This is a genomic window from Candidatus Flexicrinis affinis (assembly GCA_016716525.1).
Taxonomy (GTDB): Bacteria; Chloroflexota; Anaerolineae; order Aggregatilineales; family Phototrophicaceae; genus Flexicrinis; species Flexicrinis affinis.
In genome coordinates, this window is the sequence record JADJWE010000009.1 from 199,984 (window position 1) to 220,594 (window position 20,611).

Genomic DNA, 20,611 nt, shown 5'->3' on the forward strand with positions numbered 1-20,611 from the left:
CGGGTTGCCTCCGGTAGCCAAACAGCAGGCGGCAGGAACGCCGTAACGCCCCTGCCGCCACATGGTCTTCAACGCCAAGCCGATCGCTTAGAAGTCGAAGTCGTTGATGTTGTCCTTGTTGAAGATGAACGGCGGCCCAAGCAAGACTTCGGAGCCGTTCACGACAGCCAAGTCACCGAGGCGGCCCGCCGACACGCTGGCGTCGCCCGGCTGGAAGGTGCCGTCGACCACCGCGCGCATGACGTAGACCGCCGCGTAGCCGAGATCGATCGGGTTCCACAGCACGACCGACTTGACGCAGTCGGATTCGACGTACGGCTTCATCGCGTTCGGGGTCGCCAAACCGATGACCGCAACCTCACCGCACAGCCCGGCCTGAGTCACGGCGTCTGCCGACGACGGGGTGGCGACCGAGGTCATGCCGAAGATACCGTCGATGTCTTCGCCGTACTTGTTGAGCAGTACGGTCGCCTGATCGAAGCTGAGCACGGCGTCTTCCTGTGCTTCCAGTGTCTCAAGCCACGTCATTTCGGGGTGGCACTTGCTGGCGTACGCCCACATTTCGGCGATCCAGCGGGCCTGGTTCGGGGTCGTGAAGGTGCTGGTGACGATACCGAACGAGGCATCCTCGCCCTTCTCCTCGGCCAGCGCGTCGATCATCGCCTTGCCGATGCCGTTGAACTCGGCCTGATTGACGAACCACGTGCGGGCATCCGGCTCGCTGTTGGCGTCATAGCCGACCACATGCACACCGGATTCCAGCGCGCGGCGCAGCACCGGCGAAATCGCGACCGGGTCGTTGGCGGCGAACAGAACGCCGTCGACACCCTGCGCCAGATAGTTCTCGATGAACGTAATCTGGTCGTCGATGTTGGCTTCGGTCGGGCCGTCGGTCGTTACGGTGACGGTGCCGAGTTCCTCAGCGGCCTGCTGGGCGCCGAGGGCGGTCGCGTCGAAGTAGCCGATACCGATCAGCTTGGGGATGTCGACGAGGACGATATCCTGCCCGGCCTTGTCGGGGGCGTTCTGAGCGACGCCGCCGTCATATTCGGGCATATCCATCATTTCCTCTTCGCCCTCTTCTTCCATCATCTCGCCTTCAGCCATTGGGCAGTCGAGCGGGTTGACGGGCAGATCGTCGGCGCCGTCCCAGCGGTCTTCGTCTTGCGCCGCGGCCGGGGCGATGAACAGTGCGGCCAACAGGGCCAGCACCATGAACACTAGAAACTTGCGATTGCGCATCGTATCACTCCATCTTCAGAACTAAAGCACTGCTCGAACGATCGTATGCTGCCAAACGTCGGGTCATCAGCTTTATCACGCACCTCCCTTAGCTATCCCGTCAAATACGTTATTCGACCTGCCGGCGGCTTTGGATGAAGTTGTTGACCAGAATCGAGAAGATCAGCACCAAGCCGATCACGATAATGGTCGCATCCGCCGTGACGCCGTTGAGCGCCAGGCCGTTCTTGAGCAACTGGATCAGGATCATGCCGATGACGGTTCCGGTGATGCTGCCCGTGCCTCCGAAGATGCTCGTGCCACCGAGAACCACCGCCGCGATGACGTCCAGTTCCAGCCCACTCCCCATATCAGAGCGCGTTGTCGTCACGCGCGAGACGAAGATCCAGCCCGCCAGTCCTGCCATTAGGCCGGAGAAGCTGTAGATCACTAGCTTTGCGCGGTCGACGCGCAAGCCGGAAAACCGCGCGCCCACCTCGTTGTTGCCGATCGCATAGAGCGTTCGGCCGAAGGTCGTGCGCGACAGGATGATGAATGAGATGATGATGCCAACGATCAGGAACCAGATCTGTGTCGGCAAGCCGAGAAAATCGCCCTGACCGACCTGATAAAACCATTCCGGATAGCCGCGTACCGAGCGCCCTTCGCTGATGCCTTCCGCCAACCCGCGGTAGAAGGCCAGCGTCGCCAGCGTCATGATCAGCGGCGGCACCCCGACCCGGACGATAAACAGCCCGTTGACGAACCCCGCCAGCGTCGCCACACCCAGCGCCAGCACGATCGAAAGCTCGAGCGGCAGGCCGACGTTGTTCCAGAACACGCCGAGCATAATCGCCGTCAGGCCGAGGATCGACCCGACCGACAGGTCGATACCGCCGGTGATGATGATGAACGTCATCGGCAGGGCGACCAGGCCGACCTCGACCAATAGGCGACCTTGCGTGAGCAGGTTGCTGCCCTGCAGGAACTTGTCGGTGCGGGCAGCGAGGAACAGCACCGACACGACGAGGATGATGAACAGCACGCCTTCCTGACTGAGCAGGATTCGGCGAACGCGAGCGCCCAGCGGCGTGCTGGTTTCTGCGGCAGGTACGGGAGCGTCTTGAAGGGCCATCGGTCGTCCTTGTCGCTTACACGCGCTGGCGGCGGCGCCGCAGCAGGTCGGCGAGCACAGTCACGAGGATCAGCAGACCCTGTACCGCCCTCAACCAGAACGGGGAGAGGTTGATGAAGACCATCGACGAGCGGATCGCGCTCAGCAGGATCGCCGCGAACATCGCGCCGATGGCCGTGCCGGTACCGCCGAGAATACTGACACCGCCGACCACCGCCGCCGTGATAACCGTCAGCTCCATACCCGGTGGGGGCGTCGCCTGAATGATCGTGAGCTGGGTGGCATACAGCACGCTCGAAATACCCACAAAGAAACCGTTGATGACGAACGCTTGGAACACGATCCGCCGCTCGTTCAAGCCGCTCAGGCGGGCCGCTTCCTTGTTGCCGCCGACGGCGTACAGCGATCGCCCGAACCCGCTGTAACGCATCCACAGCGCGGCGAGGATCGTCAGCACGATCATGAACCATACCGGCATCGGGATGTTGAGCGGGCGCATCTGCGCGAGGAAATAGCCGTCGGGCAGGTCAACCACGCGCGATCCCGCCGTCCAGATCAGCAGCAAGCCTTTGAGGATGCTCAGCATACCGAGCGTCACCACGATCGACGGGATGCGCATGTAGGCGACCAGAAAACCGGTCACGCTGCCGGCGACCATACCGAGCACCGGCGGCGCCAGCCATGCCAGCCAGATCAGACCGGTGTCGGTGGCGATGCGCCCGCTGATGATCGCCAGTAAGCCGACCAGCGAGCCGATCGAGATGTCGATGTTGCCGGTGATGATGACCATCGTCATGCCGATGGCCGCGACGGCGATATAGGCATGCGCTTGCAGCACGTCGGTCAGGTTGCGTTCGGCCAGATAGCGCGGGTTGAGGATGCCGACAATCGTCACCAGCGAAACGAGGCCAGCGACTAGAATCATCTCTTGGTTGCCCAGCACGCGCCGGACGCCGAACTGCGGGCCGGCGTCTGCACGGGGCAGGGCGACCTGCGCGATCATCAAGACGGCCAGCACCAGCATCGCCCAGAAGCCGAGCGCCATGCTGCCGAGATAGTCGGATCCTTCGGTTTGCAAATACTCTTTGAAGAAGATAACGAAATAGGCAAGCCCGACCACGCCTGCCGCGGCGATCAGAATCGACACGACGCGGTCATGGCGCGGGCTGAACAGGGCCCAAACGCCGAGGGCCAGCGCGGCGGCCGCAGCAATCGGCAGAACGACCAGCCCGTTGGTTTCCAGATCGAACTCGTTGTTGCCGCGTTGGGTCAGCGTGGCGATGTCGGTCGCGCCGAGCTCGGCCTGATTGACGAACGGCAGCGCGACGTATGCGGCAAGCAGCAGCACGCCGAGGATGATGCCGACGAAGTGCGTTGGGCGGCGGACAGTGGCTTGAGGGGCAGCAGCGGCAACGGCGGTCATGACGCTGCTCCTTGTGCGGCGGCCTTGACGGCCCCGTTATCGCTCATCATGGCGGACGCGATGCGTTCCTGCGTCGCTTCCGCACGGGCAAACTCGGCCACGATGCGCCCCTCGCGCATGACCAGCACGCGGTCACTCATACCGAGAATTTCGGGCAGTTCGCTGGAAATCATCAGAATGGCAAGGCCGTTCTCGGCAGCAAGCTGACTCATCAGGCGGTGGATTTCGCTCTTGGCGCCGACATCGACACCGCGGGTCGGCTCGTCCATGATCAACACTTTGGGGCTGCTCGCCAGCCACTTGCTGACGACCACCTTCTGCTGGTTGCCGCCGCTCAGTTTGTTGACGACCTGCTCGGGGCCGGTCGCGCGGATGGCAAGCTGGCGGATGGCTTCGAGCGCCATCTTCTTCTCGCTGCCGCGCTGAATGAACGTGTTGCGCGAGACGTTCCTGAGTACCGCCATCGTGCTGTTCTCGCGCAGGGTCATCGCCCGGACAAGCCCTTGCAGGCCGCGATCCTCCGGCACGTACGCGATCCCGTGCTGCACCGCCTCGGCCGGGTGATGAATCTTGACCGGCTGGCCGTTGATCAGTATCTCGCCCGATTCCGCCGGCAACGTGCCGAAAACGATCTGCGCCGTTTCCGACCGACCGCTGCCGACCAGCCCGGCGATCCCGACGATTTCGCCGGCGCGCACGCTGAACGATACACCGCGCGTGTGGGGTTCGCGCTTCAGGTCGCGTACTTCCAGCACCACGTCGCCGATCGTCGCGTCCATCTTGGGGAACAGGTTGTCGATCGTCCGGCCGACCATCATGCTGATCAGCTCGCCCTCGGTCACGTCCTTGACCAGCTTGGTGTCGACGTACTGCCCGTCGCGCAGCACGGTCACCCGGTCGGCCAGTTCGAACACCTCGTTCAGGCGGTGGCTGATGTAGATGATGCCCACGCCGCGTTCACGCAGCAGGCGCACAATGTCGAACAGCCGCTCGACGTCCGCTTCAGTGAGGGCGGCGGTCGGCTCGTCCATGATCAGAATGCGCGCGTTGAACGAGAGCGCCTTGGCGATTTCGACGCGCTGCCGGTTGCCGACGTTGAGCGTGCCGACCTTGCGCCGGACATCCAAGTCGTGGATGTTGAGATCAGCCAGAATTTCCTTCGCGCGGCGCTCCATCTCCGGCCAATCGACAATCGAGATCGGGCCGAGCTTGCGGCGCGGCGCGTGGCCCATGAAGATGTTCTCGGCGCCCATCAGCTCGGGATACAAGCCGAGTTCCTGATAGATCGTGGCGATCCCGCGACCCTGCGCGTCGTTCGGGCTGCTGAACTGCACCGGCTTACCGTCGAGCGTCATCGTGCCGCCATCAGGACGATATACGCCGCTGATGATCTTAATGAGCGTTGACTTGCCGGCGCCGTTTTCGCCCAACAGCGCGTGTACCTCGCCGGGGCGCACGTCGAAGTTGACGCCGCGCAGCGCGTGCACGCCGGGAAAGCGTTTCTCGATTCCTTGCAGCGACAGGATCGGTTCGGTCATCGTCCAGCCTCCTGTCTTGCGGCCGCCTTTTCGAGCAGGGCGACGTAGCGCGGATAGTGCGCGTCCCACTCTGCCGCCTGCTGCGGCTCGTAGACGTGGGTAATCATCGACTGCGCGAGCAGTTCGCGCGCCTCGCTCAAGCTGCCCAGTTCACCGAGCGCCATCAACTGCACGATGGCGTTACCCAGCGCGGTCGCCTCGACCGGGCCGGCATACACCGGGCGATTGATCGCATTGGCGGTCATCTGGCAGAGCAGGCCGTTCTGCGACCCGCCGCCGATGACGTGCATGCGGTCGACCCGCTGTCCGCTGACCTCGATCAAGTGCTCGAGCGCGTAGCGGTATTTGTATGCCAAACCGGCATAGATGGCTGCCATCACCTGCGCGTCAGTCTCCGGCACCGGCTCGCCGAGTTCGGCGCAGTGCGCGCGCACGCGGGACGGCATGTCGCCGGGCGGGAAGAACGCGATGTCGTCCGGGTCGATGAACGAGCGGAACGGGTCGACGCTGGCGGCCATGTCGACCAGTTGATCGTAGCTGTACGCGCGGCCGTGCGACTCCCACGTCTCGCGGCACTGCTGCACGAGCCACAAGCCCATGATGTTTTTCAGGAAGCGGAACTTGCCGCCGACGCCGCCCTCGTTCGTCAGATTGGCTTCGTAGACCGCGTCGTCGATGATCGGGTGGTCGAGTTCGAGGCCGAGCAAGCTCCACGTACCGCTGCTGATGTAGGCATAGTTGGCGGTGGTGGTCGGCACGGCGACGACCGCGCTGCCGGTATCGTGACAGGCTGGGGCGATCACCGGCGTGCCGCCGTACTCGCCAATGCGTGTGCCGGGCGGTACGATCGGCGCGAGGATGCGCTCGGGGATGCCGAATGCTTTCGCCAGTTCGACGTCCCACGTCCCGGTGCGCGGATTGTAGAGCTGCCACGTGGTCGCCATCGTGAATTCGCACGTCTTCGACCCGCTCAACCAATAGTTGAACAGGTCGGCGATGGTCAGCATGGTGTCGGCCGCCTCGAACAATGGACTGCCGGACGCGATCAGCGACACCATGCGGTTGATTCCGTTGGTCGGCATGAACTGAATGCCGGTACGCTCGAAGATCTCGCGGCGCGGCACATAGTCGGTCAGCCGTGCAAAACCGTCCTCGCTGCTCGAGTCGCGATAGTGCACCGGGTTCGACAACAGCGCGCCGGTGCGATCCAGCAGCGCGAAGTCGACGCCCCACGTGTCGACGCCGATCGAGCGCACGTCCTTGTCGCGGGCGCGCAGGCCGGTCTGGATTTCATGCCACAGCCGCAGCACGTCCCAGTACAGCGTGCCGTTAGCCGTCACCGGGACATTCGGGAACCGGTGCAGCTCGCGCATGTCAAGCCGGGAACCGTCGAACCCGACTTGAATGACACGGCCCGACGACGCGCCGAGGTCGATGGCGACGACGTGTGCACTTGCCACTGCGCGCTACCTCACGTACGCGGCGCTGACACCGCCGTCGACTGTCAGGACCGCGCCGGTGGTCTTGGCGCTGCGCGACCCGGCGAGGAACGCAATCGCTTCGGCGACATCTTCAGGCAGAATCTCGACCTTCAGGACGTTGCGCTGGCGATAGTGTTCGCCGAGTTGGTCAACGCCGACGCCGTACTGCTTGGCGCGCGCTTCTTTCCATTCCGTATTCCAGATGCTGCTGCCTTGAATCACGGCGTCCGGCAGCACCGAATTGACGCGGATCCCGGCGCCGCCCAACTCGTCGGCAAGGCTGCGGGCGAGGTGCAGCTCGGCAGCTTTCGCTGACGAGTAGGCCGTCGCGCCCTTGCCCGGGGCGATGCTGTTCTTGCTGGCGACGAACACCATCGTGCCGCCGGTGCCCTGCTGCTTGAAGACCTTCACGGCCTCGCGTGCGAACAGGAAATAACCGGTCGCCAGAATGTCGATGTTTCGTTCCCAAAGCGCCAGCGACGTATCTTCGATGTTGGCGCCGCCGGCGATCCCGGCGTTATTGATCAGCACGTCGAGGCCGCCGTACTGCAAGATCGTCTCGCGGAACGCGTTCGTGACGGCCGCTTCGTTGGTGACGTCGGCTTGCACGAAATGCGCGCGGCGATAGCCGAATTTCTTGCGCAGGTCGGCGGCGACCTGCTCGCCCTGCTCGGCGTTGATGTCGACGATCACGACGTGCGCGCCGTCACGGGCCACACGCCACGCCGCCGCCCGGCCGATGCCGCTGGCCGCGCCGGTAATCATCACGACCTTGCCGGCGAAATCGCCATCGGGCGGCCGCAGCTTCAGCTTGTAGAGTTCGAGCGGCCAGTATTCGATATCGTAGGCTTCCTTCGGCGTCAGCGGATTGAACCCGCCCAAGGCTTCCGACCCGCCCAGCACCGCTACCGCGCGGTGATACAACTGACGGCTGACATCGGCGTTGGTCGCGTCCTTGCCGGTGTTGATCATGCCAATGCCGGGGATCAGGATGACGCGCGGGGCCGGGTCGCCCATTTCGTCGCCTTCGACCTTGTTGGTCTCGAAGTACTCGGCGTAGCGCTTGACGTACTCGGCGACACCGTCTTTCGCGCGGGCCTTCAGCGCGTCGACGCCGTCCTCGGGCCTCCAGTCGATGAACAGCGGCTGGCGCTTGGTGTGGACGAGGTGGTCGGGGCAGGCGACGCCAAGCTGGCTGACTGCCGGCGTCTTCTCGCTGCCGATCATGGCGGTCGCCTCGGGCGAGTCGTCGGTGAGCAGCACCGCAAACTTGCGCGCGCTGACCGCGCCGCGGATCGTCGGCAGCACCGCCGCCAGCACGTCCTCGCGCTCCTTCGCGCCCAGTGCCGGAACCTTCAATTCGCCGAACACGCGTTTGCCGCGCTCCTGCTCGGTGACGTAGTCCTCGGCCTCCTGAATGATGCGGATGGTGTTGTCGTAGCACTGGCGCGGGTCGTCCGACCATGTGACCAACCCGTGCTTGCCCATCACGACGCATTCGATGTTCGGGTTTTGCTGCACCTTCTCGCCGATCCACTTGCTGAGCGTGAAGCCGGGGCGGATGTACGGTACGTACGCCATGCGGTCGCCGTAGACGGCGCGGGCCGCGGCTTCCGGATCGGGCGCGCACATCAGGCTGATGACCGCGTCGGGGTGGGTGTGGTCAACGTGCTTGAATGGTACGAATGCGTGCAGCAGGGTCTCGATGCTCTGGCGCGGGCGACCCGGTTCGAAGGCGGTGCGCGAGAGATACTCGATCATCTCCTCGTCGGTCATGGCTTCGCGCTGCTGCAGCGGACGGATTTCCTCCATGCGCAGCAGGGCGAACTGCGGCCCGGTGATGGTCAGCACGTCCGAGCCAGAGGCCTTGACGGCGAGGCACTCCACCTCGCGCCCCATGTGATCGGTGAGCATCAGCTTGGCGGACGTGTTGCCGCCGTAGATGTTGACCACGGCACGGTCGCGGCCCAGCAGGTTACTCCGATAGACGAGCCATTCAAGGTCGGGCAAAGCCTGTGCTTCGCCCTCATTCCAGAGATGCTGCGGCATGGTGCAATCCGTTCCTTGATAAACCTAAGCGTTTTACCCAGCGGGTCAGGTTCCGCCGCTGATTGGTTTTTAGTTGCTTTCGTTTGCTTTCGAGTGGATACTATCGCGCACGTTTTGACCTGTCAAGTTTGTGCAGACGGGAACTTAAGCTACCGGCACGCGGACGATTTCAACGCCCTTCTTGCGGAGAGCCTCGAGTGGCTCACGGGGCGCGGAAGCCGGCGTAAAGAGGGTGTTGATCTCGCTTGCGGTGGCGAGCGTGAACGGGGCGACCCGTCCCCATTTCGCGTCGTCGATCATATAGCACGTCGAAAGGCAGCGACTCATGAGCGCGCGCTTCATGGTGGCTTCTTCTTGACTGCTTTCGGTCGCGCCGGTTTCGATCGTGATGCCGTGGGCGCTGAAGAAACCAATGTTGATGTGGATGTCGGGGAAGTTCTGCGGGTTGCCGACCAGTGCGATCGAGTCACGCCGCATGACGCCGCCCGGCATATACACCTGTATCTTCGGCGAATCCAGCAGCGATTGGGCGATCATGAGGCTGTGCGTCACGACGATCAAGCGGTCGAACTGCTTGAGTATCGGTAGCATTGCGAAGACGGTGGTGCTGGAGTCCAGCGCGATGGTCGCGCCGTTCTGCACCCGCTTGACGGCCTCGCGCGCGAGGGCCTGCTTCTGCGACTGACGTTCTTGCTGGCGCACGTCGAACGTGAGTTCCGGCATTACGCTGCGCTTGCGCGGCAGCACCGCGCCGCCGTGCGTGCGCTCCAACAGATTTTCTTCATCGAGCGCGCGCAGGTCTTGCCGGATCGTGACGGCGCTGACATTGAGCCGCTCGCTCAATTCGTTGACGGAAACGCGACCCTGTTCACGCAGGATGTCGAGGATGCTGCGCCGCCGTTCGGTCATAAAAAGTAGCTCGGACATGTGGCAACGCTCCGCGGTAATTGATAGACTCAAATCGACACTAAGTGAAACCAAAACATATCGATGTGATTATAGTCAAGTTCCGAACGAAAGAAAACAAACGCGGCAACGTCCCGCTCGTCACGCGGGGTTCCGTGCAAGACGGCTTTCACATACGAGGTGCGTAATGGATCATCTGTCCCACTATCCGGCGCTGGCGGAGCGGCTGACGAAAGCCGGACTCAACGTCGAAGACGTCAAAACGAAACTCAAGACGCAGCATATCGAGACTCCGTCATGGGGCTATGGCAACAGCGGCACGCGCTTCAAGGTCTTCGCGTGGCCGGGGGCGGCCCGGACGGCCTTCGAGCGTATCGCCGACGCCGCCTACATCCACCGTCTGTCCGGCATCGCGCCGTCGGTGGCGCTGCATATCCCGTGGGACAAGGTTGACGATTGGGGCGCGCTCAAGCAGTACGCCGGCGAGCAGGGTGTCGCCATTGGCGCGATCAACCCGAACGTGTTTCAAGACGATCAGTACAAGCTGGGCAGCGTGTGCAGCCCGTTCGGCGCCGTGCGTGAAGAAGCCATCGCGCACATGGTCGAGTGCTGCGACATCATGGGCAAAACGGGCAGCGGACTGCTCAGCCTGTGGTTCGCCGACGGCACCAACTACGCCGGCCAAGACAGCATCCGCGGCCGTAAGCATCGCCTCGAGAGCGGACTGGCCGAGGTCTATAAACACCTGCCCGCCGGCGGCCGCATGTTGATCGAGTACAAGTTCTTTGAACCCGCGTTCTATCACACCGATCTGGCCGACTGGGGCACGGCCTATGCCACCGCCCTCAAGCTGGGCGCGCAGGCCGAGGTGCTGGTCGATACCGGGCACCATGCGCAGGGCACGAACATCGCGCACATCGTCGCCTTCCTGCTGGACGAAGGGCGGCTTGGCGGGTTCCACTTCAACGCGCGCCGCTACGCCGACGACGATCTGATCGTCGGCACCAACAACCCGTTCGAGCTGTTTGAGATCTTCGTCGAGCTGGTCAGTGCGGGCAGCAAGGCCGACAACGTCGCCTACATGATCGACCAGAGCCACAACATCGAGCCGAAGCTGGAGGCGATGCTGCTCAGTGTGCTCAACTGTCAGGTCGCCTACGCGAAGGCGCTGATTGTGGATTATCGCAAGCTGGCCGCCATGCAGGCAGCGGGCGACGTGCTGGGCGCGCAGCAGGTGCTGGTCGACGCCTTCGAGACCGATGTGCGTCCGCTGTTGGCGCAGGTGCGCGTCGAAATGGGACGCGATCCGGACCCGCTGGCGGCGCTCCGGCGCGACGATTACGCGGCGCGGATCGCCAAAGAGCGCGGCGCCGGTGTCAGCGGGGGCAGCGGCTATCCCGGATAGTCCGCGCCGCGTCGTTCAGCCGCGCGGGCGATCAGGTCGAGCGTAAAGTCTTCGAGCGATTCGATATGCGCGTCGCACAAGGCCAGCACGTCGGGCGTCAGCGGAAAATCGGGCGACGGCGCGGCGACTGCGATCATGCGGGCCGCCTTGAGCGCGCGAATGCCGTTGGACGAGTCCTCGATCCCGAGCGAGACGTCCGGCCCGACGCCGAGGCGTTCCATGGCGGCGACGTAGATATCGGGCGCGGGCTTGCCGTTGGGGTAGTCGTCGCCGAATACGATCGCCTCGAAGACCTGATCCAGCCCGCTGAGTTCCATCACGTGCACGATGATCTCGGTGGGTGAGCCGGACGCCAACGCGCAGCGGAAATTCGCCGCCGCCAGCTTGACCGCCTCGATCGCGCCCGGGCGCAGCGGCAGGTGCTCGTCGTAGTGGGCCATCACGCGCCGCTTCATCTCGGTCATGATGTCGTCCAAATTCTCGGCGAGGGCGAGGCGTTCCTGCATTACGCGCGCCCAGCCGATTGTGCTGCGGCCCATGGCCACGCGCTGATCGGCGTCCGTCCACACCTTGCCGCGGTCGCGCGCGAACTCCTCGCGCGAGCGGTGCCAGTACACCTCGCTGTCGACGAGGACGCCATCCATATCGAAAATCACGGCTTCAACGGCGATGAGGTTGCTCTCTTCGTTCGGGGCGCTGCGCTCGATGCGCGCCAGTATAGACGGCCGGGGATGCCGCTGCAATCACGCCGCGCGACGCAGATTTTCGGCATCCGGTTCGTTGTGGATGACCGCCTCCCAAATCAGCCCGGGTGGGACATCTCCGTTGAGATAGCGGAATAATGGCTCGCCCGCCGGGTTTGACGGCAAGCCTTTGGCGCGCTCAATGGCGTCCTCAACATCCACGAACGCGGCATCGCACTTCATCAGCGCGGAGTCGTCCACCGTAAGCATGCCGTCTCGAACGTTGACCTCGAACACGAAGGCGACTAACCGACAAGGTGCCCTCCCGTGAATATCGACACATGAAACGTACGCTAGGCGCACGTCTCCGTCGATACTCAGCCGAGTAGTTTGCGAGACTACGCGGGGAATTGCGTCGACGAGACGTTCACGACAATTCATAATGTCGCCCGGTAGAAACCAAGATTGGCGGTGTTTCTCACGTTGATACAGGGTCAGGATTTTCCCGTTGTGACGGACGATCACATAGACACACGGTAGAGTCTTCATGATGTGAGAGAACCTCCATTCGAGCTGCCGCCCGCGCCGGTTACCGAACACAACACTGCACTTAGCCGGTACTCATCCATTTACGCTTAGGTCCATTTCTGGATTCCATGGTTCGGTGGTTATATGGTACCTTTTTCTCAAGACCGTTCATGCAGTTCACGGTACGCGTTGCATGATACCCTGAACATCGGCACGTACAAACATGGCGTGCTTGCGTTTGCTTGACTGTACCCAGAGGCGGTAAATGAAGATCCTAACAGTGGTCGGTGCACGGCCCGAGTTCATTCAAATTGCCCCGGTCGACCGCGCGATTCGCCGGCGCCATACGCAGATTCTCGTCCACACCGGCCAGCATTACGACGACAGCATGTCGGACACGTTCTTCCGCGAGCTGTCGATTCACGAGCCCGAAGTCAATCTGGGCGTCGGCAGTGGCACGCACGCCGAGCAGACCGCGCAGATGCTGCTTAAACTCGAAGAGGTCATGCTGGCCGAAAAACCCGACTTTGTGGTTTCGATCAGCGACACCAACTCGACATTAGCAACCGCGCTCACCGCGGCAAAGCTCGTGCTTCCGCTGGCGCATATCGAGGCTGGCCTGCGCAGCCGCGACCGGGCCATGCCCGAGGAGATCAACCGGATCGTCACCGACGCGATCAGCGATGTGCACTTTGCGCCGACCAAAGTCGCCGTCGAGAACCTGCGCGCGGAAGGGATCAGCGAACACGTCTACAACGTCGGTGACGTGCGAATGGATACCATCATGTTCGTCATCAGCGACGCGCGCGCCCGCCTGCCCGAGCTGCGTGCACAAATTCGGATGCCGGCTGGCACGCCGTTTGTGCTGGCGACCATCCACCGCGCCGAGAACACCGACCACGAGGATCGCCTACGCCGCATTCTTGGCGTGCTGGGGCTGGTCGACGCGCCCGTCGTGCTGCCGGTGCACCCGCGCCTCGCCAAGGTGATGAAGCAGTTCGGCCTCAAGTTCAGCAAGAACATCGTCCGAATCGAGCCGATCGGGTTCCTCGACACGCTGGCGCTGCTCGACGCGTCTCAATTCTTGATTACCGACAGCGGCGGCTTGCAGAAAGAAGCGTACATGCTGCGCCGCCCGGCCATCACCATGCGCAGCACAACCGAATGGACGGAGACGGTCGATTCCGGCTGGAACCGGCTGTGCGAGCCTGAACCCGACGCGTTCCGCGCGGCAGTCGCGGCGGCGACTGGCACGCTGCCGCCGGAACATCCGTCGTTCTATGGTACGCCGGGCGTAAGCGAGCGCATCGTCGACGTGTTGGAAGCAGTCAAGATCAAGAAGGGTTCGGCATAGCGATCATGTACACGACGAAGAAGGGCGCGGAATGAGAATTCTGGTCACCGGCGTCGCCGGTTTCATCGGGTCGAACCTGACCGAAGGCCTGCTCGCGCGCGGGCACTCCGTGGTCGGGATTGATAACCTGTCGCAAGGTACGCGGCTGAACATGGAGTCGTTTCGCGGCCATCCGGCGTTCGCGTTCCACGAAGTCGACATCCGCGACGAGCAGGCCGTCACGACGTTGGCCGAAGGCTGCGACGTCATCGTGCACCTCGCGGCGTTCAAGATTCCGCGCTACAGCGACGCATACGATACCCTGACGATCAACGCCTACGGGTCGGAGAACCTGCTCAAGGCGGCGGTGGCGCACAAGGCCAAGATCGTCGCGGCCTCGACCTCCGACGTGTACGGCAAGAATCCGGACATCCCGTTCAGCGAAGAGCACAACTCGGTGATTGGCGCGCCGACCGTGAAGCGCTGGGCCTATGCCATTTCTAAGATGTTCGAGGAACAGATGGCCTTCGCGTACCACGAGCGCCATGGCATCGACGTCGTGCTGCTCCGGTTCTTCGGTGGGTACGGGCCGAACCAGCACCTGACATGGTGGGGCGGACCGCAGTCGGTGTTCATCAACATGGCGCTCGACAACGAAGAACTGCCGATCCACGGTGACGGCCAACAGACGCGCACGTTTACGTATATCAAGGATCACGTCGACGGCATCATCCGTACCATTGAAATGCCGGAGGCCAACAACCACGTCTTCAACCTCGGCGGCCTGCAGGAAGTCACGATCGAGTCTTTGGCCCGCACGGTGTGGCGGCTTGTACGCGGAGAGGACGCCCCGGCCAAAATCAAGTTCATCCCGTACGCGCAGTTCGGTAAGTACGAGGATGTGATGCGCCGCGTGCCGGATATCACGAAAGCGCGCACGCTGCTGGGCTTCGACCCGAAGACCGACCTCGAGACCGGCCTGCGCGAGACGATCGCGTGGCAGATCGAGCGGCGCAAGCGGCTCGCCGGAGCGGACTCATGAGCCATCACCACGGAGCACCCAGCAGAACCGCATGCGCATTCTGACCGTTATCGGAGCACGCCCGCAGTTCGTCAAAGCGGCCCCTGTCAGCGCCGTGCTGAGAGCCGAGCACGAGGAGTATCTCGTGCATACCGGCCAGCATTACGACTACAACATGTCGGACATCTTCTTCGAGGAGCTTGGCCTGCCGGAGCCCGACCTGAACCTCGGCGCGGGCAGCGGCACCCATGCCACCCAGACGGCGAGCATCGTCCCACCGCTCGAACGCGCGGTGATTGCGCAGAACCCGGACATGATTCTGGTTTACGGTGACACCAACTCGACCGTCGCGGCGGCACTGGTTGCACACGCGCTCAAAGTGCCGCTTGCGCATGTCGAGGCCGGCCTGCGCAGCTACAACCGCGCCATGCCCGAGGAGATCAACCGGATCGTCACCGACCGCGTTTCGGATCTGCTGTTTTGCCCGTCGGAAGTCGCCGTCGAGAACCTCGCCAAAGAAGGTATCCGCGACGGCGTTGTTTTGACCGGCGACGTGATGGTCGATGCGGTGCTGCGCGCCGTCGAGACCGCCAAGCAGACCAGCATGATCCACGTGACGCTCGGTATCGGGGCACCGTACGCGCTGCTGACCATCCATCGGCCTGCCAACACCGACGACCCGGCCGCGTTGGCCGGAATCATCGCAGGGTGCGGCGGCTTGGACCTGCCGGTGGTCTTCCCGGTGCATCCGCGGACGCGCGTGGCGATGGACCGCGCCGGCATCCCGCTGCCTGAGAACGTGCGGCTGATCAACCCGCTGGGCTACATTGACATGCTGTGCCTGCTCGAAGCGGCCAGTTTGGCGATGACCGATTCCGGGGGCCTGCAGAAAGAAGCGTATATTCTGAGAACGCCGGCGGTTACGATCCGCACCGAAACCGAGTGGGTCGAGACGGTTGCCAGCGGCTGGAACCGCCTGGTCGCGCCGGACGCGCAGGCGATTGCCGCCGCGGTGGACGAAGCGATCCACAATCAACCCGACGAGCATCCTGATTATTACGGCGACGGCAATGCTGCAGAGCGGATCGTCGCCGCCCTTGAAGCCTTCATGGAGGAACAACATGCTGAGCGATCTGGCACGCCGAATTGAGGACAAGTCGGCGGTCGTTAGCGTCATCGGGCTTGGATATGTCGGACTGCCGGTCGCGTGCATGTTCGCGCAGGCCGGATTCCAAACATGGGGCGTCGACATCGTCGCCGAGCGCATCGCGATGCTCAACGCAGGCAAGAACCCGATTGAGGGTAAGGAACCCGGCCTCGCCGAGTTGATCGAGGACGTGGTCGGCCGCGGCCTATTGAAGTGCACGACCGACTACAGCGACCTGCGCGATGTGGACGTCGTGCTGGTGTCGGTGCAGACGCCGATCGACGAGAGCGACCATCTGCCGCGCTATGCACATCTCCGGTCTGCGCTGTCGGCGCTTGGGGCGGTGCTGAAGTCCGGGGCGTTGGTCGTCATCGAGTCGACGCTCGCGCCCGGAACCATGCACAACGTCGTGATCCCGACACTGGAAGGCGCGACTGGCGGCAAGGCAGGCGAGACGTTCTATGTCGGCCATTGCCCGGAGCGCGTCATGCCAGGCCGGCTGATCCACAACCTGACGTACATGGACCGCGTGGCGGGTGGGTGGACTCCGGAAGTCGCCGACGTGATGCGGCTGTTCTACCGCAACATCGTGCGCGGCGAGATCGACACCACCAACCTGCTGATGGCCGAACTGGTCAAGACGACCGAAAACGCCTACCGCGACGTCCAGATCGCGTTCGCCAACGAGGTCGCGCTGGTGTGCGAGGCGTTGGGCGGCGATGTGTGGACACTCCGCGAACTCGTCAACAAGAGTCCCGGCCGGAATATGCTGTATCCGGGCGCCGGCGTGGGTGGACACTGCATCCCGAAAGACTCCTGGCTGTTGATCGCCAACGCGCGCGACGAGGTCACGACCCACGTGATCCCGGCGGCGCGCACGGTCAACCGGTCGATGCCGAGCCATGTCGTTTCCCTGACCGAATCGGCGCTGTCCGAGTGCGGCGTTGCGCTGGAAGGCGCCGTGATTGCCGTGTTGGGCTACGCTTACTTGGCAAATTCCGACGACACGCGCGACACGCCCAGTCAAGCATTCGTGGAGCTCATGCAGGCGCGCGGGGCCGAAGTTCGCATTCACGACCCGTACGTGCATGAATTCAAAGGCGATCTGCCGGATGTGCTGACGGGCGCTGATGCGGCGGTTATTCTGGTCTCGCACGACGAATACATCGCGGCGGACTGGGCATCGCTGCTTGGCCTGCTACGGACGCCAGTGTTGATCGACGCACGCCACGTGCTGCCGGACGACTTTCTCTTCCCCGGCGCTCGAGTCCGGGTGTTGGGCAAAGGATAGGCGTGTCGGCTACGTCGCCGACAGTTCCGGCTGTGTGGGGACCTTCGCGCGCCAGAACACCAGCACGGCCAACGTCGCCGCGGCTCCGCCGTAGATCTGAAGCGCAAGCGGGACGCCAAGCCCCTCGGCCAGCATGCCGAGCGCCAGCGCGCCAAACGGCGACAAGCCGAACACGGTAAGCATATATAGGCTGAGCACCCGACCGCGGAAGGCGTTCGACAGCGTGAGCTGCAGTCCGAGGTTCATGTTGACCAGCGTCATCACCATGCACAGGCCGGACGCCATAGCGAACAGCACTGCGCCGGGAACCGACGTTTGCATCCCGATCAACGCCATGACGGCCGCCGCGCCGAGCATGGCCGCTCCGATGACGCTGATGCGGGCATAACGTGCGGTTAACCAGCCCACCAGCAGACCGGCGACGATCGACCCGACACCCTGTGCCGCGCTCAGCAGCGCGTACCCCTCGCGGGAGTTGTCGACGGTGGTCTCGGCAATCGCCGGCATCATCTGAAAGATCGGCAGCAGGAAGAAGCCGGCAATCGATGACAGCATCAACAGGCGGCGGACCGCCGGATCGTGCCGGACGTAGGCGAAGCCCTCGCGCAGCTGCTGCATGGGCCGCGTGCGGACCTTCGGGATCGGCAGGGCGAACGGTACGTGCATCGCGATCAGGCATCCCAATACAACGAGGAAGCTGACCGCGTTGATGAAGAAGCACCAGTTGACGCCGAGCTGGGCAAGTACCGCACCGGCGGCCATCGGGCCCAGCACGCGCGACGAACTGTTCAGGATGGAGTTGAGTGCGAGGGCACTCGGGAGATCTTCACGGCCGACCATCTCGACCATGAACGTCTGCCGTGAAGGCGCATCGACCGAGATCGACATGCCGAGGATGAACGCCAGTACGACGACATGCCACACTTGGACTGTATTGGTTGCGGCGAGGACGGTGAGTATCGCAGCCAACGACATCTGCGTGATATTGGTCGCTACGAGCAGGTGCCGCCGCGGGAACATCTCAACGATCACGCCGGCCAGCGGGGACATCAGCAGTACGGGTAGGCCCGCGGCCAGCGCCACGATCCCGAGCCATGCTTCCGAGCCTGTCAGGCTGTACACCAGATACCCCTGCGCGATGTTCTGCATCCACGTGCCGGACTGCGAGACCATTTGGCCGAAGAAGTAGAGGCGGAAATTGCTGCTGCGGAGGGCGTGAAAAGTCCCGACTGCGGGGGCGGCGACGGCAGTGACGGCCATGAGGCGAACTCGTGTTGTCCTGTTTGTTCTCGGTTAAACCATTATTGCGCGAAGCCTCTGCAGATTGGTCTGCGTTGGACTACCCAACGTCCGGCAGCGTGCGCCGGATCGACCCGGGCGATGGGTGTGTTTGTAACGCTACCAATTACGATAACGATGGAACACTCATGAATGTCTAAAAACTGTCGCGCTCGTGGACAGAATTCGCACAAGTGCCCACGCGGAAATATTGGATCCGTGTTGGGAACATATTTGCAAACGCGGATTGTCGAATTTTGGTGAGGATCACCAAGCGCTCATCATTGATAAAGCTGTTCCGCTGTGTTATTCTCTCCGCCGTTAACACCCGTTAACACGGGGGAGGCGTGAGTCGGATGCCGACTCCCGGTTGCGAATACAAGTCCGACATTTTCTAAGGAGGACCGAATGAAGCGCACTATTCGTTTCATGGTAGTCGGCCTGATGCTGCTGGCGATGTCACTGGGGATCGTCGCCAACGCACAGGATGGCTCCGTACTTGTCATTGGTTGGGAACAGGAGCCCCCGCTTCTTTCCCCGCGCAGCGACCTTGCGTTTGCTGCCAATATGCTCAACTTCTATGGCCGCGACCTGTGGGACTGGGACGTGAACCGTGACATCTTCCCGGTCATGGCCGCGGAGATCCCGACGGTTGCGAACGGGATGGTCGCCACCCTCGAGAACGGCAACACGCAGGTCACCTACAAGCTGAAGGAAGGCATTGTGTGGTCTGACGGCACGCCGATCACGACCGACGACTGCTTGCTGCGCCACGAGCTGATGATGGATCCCACCAAGGCCACCTTCCAGCGTGGATCGTACCCGGACGTCGTCGAGAGCTTCGAAGTTGTCGATGCAACGACCTTCGTGCTGACCTACAACGCCCCGTGGCCCGACTATCAGTCGGAAGCCCCCGCGGCCTGCGGCACGTTCCCTGCACACATCTTCCGCCCGATCCTCGAGGCTGAAGGCACCGTCGACAATGCGCCGTTCTGGAGCGGCCAGGGCGTCGTTGGCTACGGCCCGTACGTCTTCGCCGAGTGGATCGTCGGCGAGAGCGTCCGCTTTGAAGCCAACCCGAACTGGGATGGTCAGGCACCTGCCTTCTCGACCGTCATCCTGCGCATGATCACGGACACGGCCCAGATGCAGAACGCACTGGAAGCCGGCGAAATTGACGTCGCCTTCAACTTCAGCGACGACCTTGTCCCGGGCTATCAGTCTATTGAGAACGTCGAGGTCTTCAGCACCCCGGGCGTCTTCGGTGACGCGATCTGGATGAACTACGGCAACGGCGGCCACCCGGCCCTGGCCGATAAGAACGTCCGTATCGCTTTGGTCCATGCCATCGACCGCGCGACCCTTGCCGAGCAGCTTGTCGGCCCGGGCACGGAAGTTCCCAAGGCGTGGCATTCGGCCGCCTTCTGGCCGGATGATCTCGGCCGCGTTGATTACAATGTTGACGAAGCCGTCCGTCTCCTCGACGAGGCCGGCTGGGTCGATAGCAACGGCGACGGCATCCGTGATAAGGACGGCGTCGAGATGGTGCTGCGCTTCTTCACCACCGACCGTCAGATCCGTATGGACTACCAGGTCGCCATTCAGGACTACCTCTCGCAGGTTGGCGTAGCCACCCAGCTGCTCCCGGTCCCGGCGACCATCCTGTTCGCCGACTACCTCGAGCGCGGTATCCTCGACACCGGTGACTTTGACCTCGCGATCTTCGCCCTGAGCTCTGGTGCGCTGTCGCCGTTCGCCGGTGCGCCCGACTGGTTCGGCTGCGATGGTATTCCGACGCCGGAAGAACCGAATGGTAACAACGGTTGGGGTTCGTGCAGCCCTGAGTTCGACGCACTCGACCTGCAGGTCGGCACCACCGTCGATCCTGAAGAACGTCTTGCCATTGCTGGCGAGGCCATCAAGGAATTCGTCGACGAGCAGTTCTGGCACGGCCTGTACCTGCGCCCGACGTGGTACGCGATCAACACCGCTGTGATTGATCCTGCGACCGCCAAGGATCTGGGCACGCTGAGCAGCAACTACTTCAACAAGATCGAGTTCTGGGCGCCCCCGATGTAATTGGGCACCCGGCATTCGTCACAATGCCGCAGAATGGACGGGGGGCGCTCGCAAGGGTGCCTCCCCGTCCATTTTCGACAGTTTGAACTCTCC

15 protein-coding genes and 1 pseudogene are annotated in these 20,611 nt (G+C 63.0%); 6 read left to right on the forward strand and 10 right to left on the reverse strand.

Going from position 1 to position 20,611, the window contains the following annotated elements; translation table 11 throughout:
- Positions 1–87: 87 nt before the first annotated feature.
- The 7 genes and pseudogenes from IPM16_20120 to IPM16_20150 form a co-directional block, all read right to left on the reverse strand.
- Positions 88–1,215 carry a substrate-binding domain-containing protein gene (locus IPM16_20120; GenBank protein ID MBK9125410.1) on the reverse strand — a complete coding sequence of 376 codons (1,128 nt, stop codon included), beginning with the start codon at positions 1,213–1,215 and terminating at the stop codon, positions 88–90.
- Between the two features lie 136 nt (positions 1,216–1,351).
- Positions 1,352–2,356, reverse strand: coding sequence for an ABC transporter permease (locus tag IPM16_20125; GenBank protein ID MBK9125411.1), 1,005 nt, complete (start codon positions 2,354–2,356; stop codon positions 1,352–1,354).
- Between the two features lie 16 nt (positions 2,357–2,372).
- On the reverse strand, positions 2,373–3,359 hold the full coding sequence (locus IPM16_20130) for an ABC transporter permease (GenBank protein MBK9125412.1): 987 nt from the start codon (positions 3,357–3,359) through the stop codon (positions 2,373–2,375).
- 416 nt (positions 3,360–3,775) lie between these two features.
- Entirely contained in the window at positions 3,776–5,317 is a 1,542-nt protein-coding gene (locus IPM16_20135) for a sugar ABC transporter ATP-binding protein (GenBank protein ID MBK9125413.1), read from the reverse strand.
- Positions 5,314–6,759, reverse strand: a pseudogene (locus IPM16_20140) (rhamnulokinase). Before IPM16_20140 ends, IPM16_20135 begins: the two are co-directional and overlap by 4 nt.
- A gap of 24 nt (positions 6,760–6,783) precedes the next feature.
- Complete coding sequence (locus IPM16_20145; protein MBK9125414.1) at positions 6,784–8,847, reverse strand: bifunctional aldolase/short-chain dehydrogenase; 2,064 nt, start codon at positions 8,845–8,847, stop codon at positions 6,784–6,786.
- Positions 8,848–8,991: 144 nt separating this feature from the next.
- Positions 8,992–9,774 carry a DeoR/GlpR transcriptional regulator gene (locus IPM16_20150; protein MBK9125415.1) on the reverse strand — a complete coding sequence of 261 codons (783 nt, stop codon included), beginning with the start codon at positions 9,772–9,774 and terminating at the stop codon, positions 8,992–8,994.
- A 166-nt stretch (positions 9,775–9,940) separates the two neighbouring features.
- Between IPM16_20150 and rhaI the strand changes: the two genes are divergently transcribed.
- Positions 9,941–11,158: an L-rhamnose isomerase gene (gene rhaI / locus IPM16_20155; GenBank protein MBK9125416.1), complete on the forward strand. Its 1,218-nt coding sequence runs from the start codon at positions 9,941–9,943 to the stop codon at positions 11,156–11,158.
- Here rhaI and IPM16_20160 read toward each other — a convergent pair.
- Positions 11,146–11,802: an HAD family phosphatase gene (locus IPM16_20160; protein MBK9125417.1), complete on the reverse strand. Its 657-nt coding sequence runs from the start codon at positions 11,800–11,802 to the stop codon at positions 11,146–11,148. The genes rhaI and IPM16_20160 overlap by 13 nt on opposite strands.
- A 99-nt stretch (positions 11,803–11,901) precedes the next feature.
- Positions 11,902–12,138, reverse strand: coding sequence for a hypothetical protein (locus IPM16_20165; GenBank protein ID MBK9125418.1), 237 nt, complete (start codon positions 12,136–12,138; stop codon positions 11,902–11,904).
- Between the two features lie 496 nt (positions 12,139–12,634).
- Between IPM16_20165 and wecB (IPM16_20170) the strand changes: the two genes are divergently transcribed.
- From wecB (IPM16_20170) to IPM16_20185, 4 genes are read left to right on the forward strand one after another with little or no spacing between them, the layout of a single operon-like run.
- The gene (gene wecB, locus IPM16_20170; protein ID MBK9125419.1) at positions 12,635–13,723 is read left to right on the forward strand and encodes a UDP-N-acetylglucosamine 2-epimerase (non-hydrolyzing); all 1,089 of its coding nucleotides are present in this window, start codon (positions 12,635–12,637) and stop codon (positions 13,721–13,723) included.
- Positions 13,724–13,754: 31 nt separating this feature from the next.
- The gene (locus tag IPM16_20175; GenBank protein ID MBK9125420.1) at positions 13,755–14,744 is read left to right on the forward strand and encodes a GDP-mannose 4,6-dehydratase; all 990 of its coding nucleotides are present in this window, start codon (positions 13,755–13,757) and stop codon (positions 14,742–14,744) included.
- Positions 14,745–14,775: 31 nt separating this feature from the next.
- Entirely contained in the window at positions 14,776–15,873 is a 1,098-nt protein-coding gene (gene wecB / locus IPM16_20180) for a UDP-N-acetylglucosamine 2-epimerase (non-hydrolyzing) (protein ID MBK9125421.1), read from the forward strand.
- Entirely contained in the window at positions 15,845–17,161 is a 1,317-nt protein-coding gene (locus tag IPM16_20185; GenBank protein ID MBK9125422.1) for a nucleotide sugar dehydrogenase, read from the forward strand. The genes wecB (IPM16_20180) and IPM16_20185 overlap by 29 nt, the downstream gene beginning before the upstream one ends.
- A gap of 9 nt (positions 17,162–17,170) precedes the next feature.
- Here the strand turns inward: IPM16_20185 and IPM16_20190 are convergent, their stop codons facing one another.
- Positions 17,171–18,421 carry an MFS transporter gene (locus IPM16_20190; protein ID MBK9125423.1) on the reverse strand — a complete coding sequence of 417 codons (1,251 nt, stop codon included), beginning with the start codon at positions 18,419–18,421 and terminating at the stop codon, positions 17,171–17,173.
- Between the two features lie 426 nt (positions 18,422–18,847).
- On the opposite strand from IPM16_20190, the gene IPM16_20195 reads away from it, so the two are divergent.
- Positions 18,848–20,518, forward strand: a complete 1,671-nt coding sequence (locus tag IPM16_20195; GenBank protein MBK9125424.1) for a peptide ABC transporter substrate-binding protein — start codon at positions 18,848–18,850, stop codon at positions 20,516–20,518.
- Positions 20,519–20,611 lie beyond the last annotated feature (93 nt).

Coding starts and splice junctions, on each gene's coding strand:
- wecB (MBK9125421.1), top strand. CDS start 14,776: ATGCGCATTCTGACCGTTATCGGAGCACGCCCGCAGTTCGTCAAAGCG.
- IPM16_20145 (MBK9125414.1), bottom strand. CDS start 8,847: ATGCCGCAGCATCTCTGGAATGAGGGCGAAGCACAGGCTTTGCCCGAC.
- IPM16_20135 (MBK9125413.1), bottom strand. CDS start 5,317: ATGACCGAACCGATCCTGTCGCTGCAAGGAATCGAGAAACGCTTTCCC.
- IPM16_20120 (MBK9125410.1), bottom strand. CDS start 1,215: ATGGTGCTGGCCCTGTTGGCCGCACTGTTCATCGCCCCGGCCGCGGCG.
- wecB (MBK9125419.1), top strand. CDS start 12,635: ATGAAGATCCTAACAGTGGTCGGTGCACGGCCCGAGTTCATTCAAATT.
- IPM16_20150 (MBK9125415.1), bottom strand. CDS start 9,774: ATGTCCGAGCTACTTTTTATGACCGAACGGCGGCGCAGCATCCTCGAC.
- IPM16_20190 (MBK9125423.1), bottom strand. CDS start 18,421: ATGGCCGTCACTGCCGTCGCCGCCCCCGCAGTCGGGACTTTTCACGCC.
- IPM16_20160 (MBK9125417.1), bottom strand. CDS start 11,802: ATGGATGGCGTCCTCGTCGACAGCGAGGTGTACTGGCACCGCTCGCGC.
- IPM16_20175 (MBK9125420.1), top strand. CDS start 13,755: ATGAGAATTCTGGTCACCGGCGTCGCCGGTTTCATCGGGTCGAACCTG.
- IPM16_20185 (MBK9125422.1), top strand. CDS start 15,845: ATGCTGAGCGATCTGGCACGCCGAATTGAGGACAAGTCGGCGGTCGTT.
- IPM16_20130 (MBK9125412.1), bottom strand. CDS start 3,359: ATGATCGCGCAGGTCGCCCTGCCCCGTGCAGACGCCGGCCCGCAGTTC.
- IPM16_20195 (MBK9125424.1), top strand. CDS start 18,848: ATGAAGCGCACTATTCGTTTCATGGTAGTCGGCCTGATGCTGCTGGCG.
- IPM16_20125 (MBK9125411.1), bottom strand. CDS start 2,356: ATGGCCCTTCAAGACGCTCCCGTACCTGCCGCAGAAACCAGCACGCCG.
- rhaI (MBK9125416.1), top strand. CDS start 9,941: ATGGATCATCTGTCCCACTATCCGGCGCTGGCGGAGCGGCTGACGAAA.